This is a genomic window from Martelella sp. UBA3392 (assembly GCF_002358775.1).
Taxonomy (GTDB): Bacteria; Pseudomonadota; Alphaproteobacteria; order Rhizobiales; family Rhizobiaceae; genus Martelella; species Martelella mediterranea.
This window is the reverse complement of record NZ_DEPM01000255.1, coordinates 1,708-4,043: the sequence shown is the minus strand read 5'-3', so window position 1 is coordinate 4,043 and position 2,336 is coordinate 1,708. Positions and strand designations below refer to the sequence as shown.

At 62.9% G+C, this 2,336-nt stretch carries 2 protein-coding genes; one reads left to right on the top strand and one right to left on the bottom strand.

Going from position 1 to position 2,336, the window contains the following annotated elements; all coding sequences use genetic code 11:
* Positions 1-274: 274 nt before the first annotated feature.
* Positions 275-1,216, bottom strand: a complete 942-nt coding sequence (locus B4E36_RS20125) for an IS110 family transposase (RefSeq protein ID WP_079920848.1) — start codon at positions 1,214-1,216, stop codon at positions 275-277.
* Between the two features lie 422 nt (positions 1,217-1,638).
* Here B4E36_RS20125 and B4E36_RS20120 point away from each other — a divergent pair.
* The coding region (locus B4E36_RS20120; RefSeq protein WP_345900746.1) for a Clp protease N-terminal domain-containing protein at positions 1,639-2,336 on the top strand (698 nt) is incomplete at its 3' end.

Here is a 2,336-nt window from a genome sequence, read left to right as displayed (position 1 = left end):
GTTTTCAACAAACAATCCTCGGCCCTGTGCCGAGGATCTAACCACCTTTCCACACGAGCGGAGTTGGCGTTTGGGAATAGGGTGTATTTAAATAGATTTTCGCCCGAAACGCTGGTCGTGCTGATACGTGCTTAGATCCTCGGGTCAAGCCCGAGGATGACGCAGTGGGTGGAGAGACGACCATCAAGGAACCGAAATCCCAGGGAAATGTGGACGCAAGTGGCTAAACCGGACACCGCGGTGGGACAAGCCCGAGCAACTGTGTGCTTTTCTGTCAAGTTGTTTGTGCATTGAGGATCGGTCTTTGCTCCCGAATGGCTGTGTTGAGGGCGACAAGGAGCTTTCTGGCGATGGCGACGATCGCGGCTTTGGGTGCCTTGCCGCGGCTTCGCAGATGGTCGTAGTGCTGTTTCCACCGCCCGGTTCTGATCGCGGCAAGGGCGGCCATGTAGAGGGCATCGCGCACCCGCTTTCGCCCACCCTGGACATGGCGTTTGCCGCGCATGAGGCCGGATTCGCGCGCGATCGGCGCCACGCCGGCCAGGGCGGCGATCGCGCGCCGATCGACACGTCCCAGTTCGGGCAGGCTGGCAAGGATGACGGCGGCGCAAACCGGCCCTACGCCTGCGGCCGAACGCAGTAGCGCCGCGTCCTGGGCGAGGTCGCAGGCGTTCTTGATGGCGCTGGCGATGCGTCGCTCAAGCGCGCGGATCTGGACGTCGAGCAGGGCGATCACGGCCTCCAGGCTTTCCGTCACCACCGGATCGGCGACGCCCTTCAGGCGGATACGTTCGGCCTTGCGCATCGCGACCAACTGGTCGCGGCGGCTGTTGAGGCCCTGAAGCTTCAGCCGTTCGGGCGAAGCCGGGGCGGTGGCCGGCAGGTCGAGATTGACGCCGTAAAGCGCCAGCATGCGCGCATCCACCGCATCGGTCTTGGCCAGCATGCCGATGGAGCGGGCAAAGTCCCGGGCGCGGCGGGGATTGGCGCGATGGAAGGAAAGCTCCGCCTTCTCAAGCGCCCGCACCAATGGCTGGTCCCACGGGGCGGTGGCTTCCAGCACCACGAACGCCCGGTGTTCGAGCGCAAGGCCGATCAGGGCGGCGATGCCCGCCGAATCGTTGGAAAAGCTGCACGACCTGGCAGCCGGGTGAAGATAAACATCGAGACGCCGACCGGAGACATCGCAACCGATCGTGTTTTGTGGCAAGGTCATGATCCCATCCTTGTCCTACGGGCTCGGCGCGCCAACGCCGGCCCCGGCAACTGTTCGGGGTGGTTGACGAAAGGCGGGCGGCGTTTCCAGCTCGGGCACGGTCGCATAACGACCAAGGATGACACGAAACACCGTCCGCCAATCAGACTGCCGCGTTCACGGCAGACGTCAACAGACAAGGATGACGCCGGTGAGGGATGGAACTGGCTACAAAAAGACGAAAATCTGGAGGCCTCCAACCCTGTTGCATATCTGCAACGAATTTGTTTCACGGCCTCTTTAAACGGCCGAAATCCGCTCCCATATCTGCTTCAGGCGGCAGCAAATGCCGCTGTCATCGGCTCGCCTCAGAAGAGGGGGTTGACCTGAATCATCGCTCTGTCGCTTCACAAAGGGCAGGGTGAGGAATGGAGGCATGAAACATGAATTTCGAAAAATATTCCGAACGGGTCCGCGGCTTCCTGCAGTCCGCGCAGACCTATGCGCTGGGCGAGGGCCATCAGCAGTTCGACGCCGCGCACATCCTGAAGGTGCTGCTCGACGATGAGGAAGGCATGGCCGCCTCATTGATTGCGCGCGCCGGCGGCGACGCCGCCAAGGCGCGTTTTGCCAATGAGGCCGTGCTCGCGAAAGTTCCGAAAGTTTCCGGAGGCAACGGGCAGATTTATCTGGCCCAGCCGCTCGCCAAGGTATTCACCACCGCCGAGGAGGCCGCCAAGAAGGCGGGCGACAGTTTCGTCACCGTCGAACGCCTGCTGCTCGCGCTTGCGATCGAAAAGAGCGCCTCGACGGCGAAGACGCTGGCCGATGCCGGCGTGACCCCGAACGGGCTCAATGCAGCCATCAACGAAATCCGCAAGGGCCGCACCGCCGACAGCGCGAGCGCCGAGCAATCCTATGACGCGTTGAAGAAATATGCCCGCGACCTGACGCAGGACGCGCGCGAGGGCAAGCTCGATCCCGTGATCGGCCGCGACGATGAAATCCGCCGCACGATCCAGGTCCTGTCGCGCCGCACCAAGAACAATCCGGTGCTGATCGGCGAGCCGGGCGTGGGCAAGACCGCGATCACCGAGGGCCTTGCGCTCCGGATCGTCAATGGCGACGTGCCGGAAAGCCT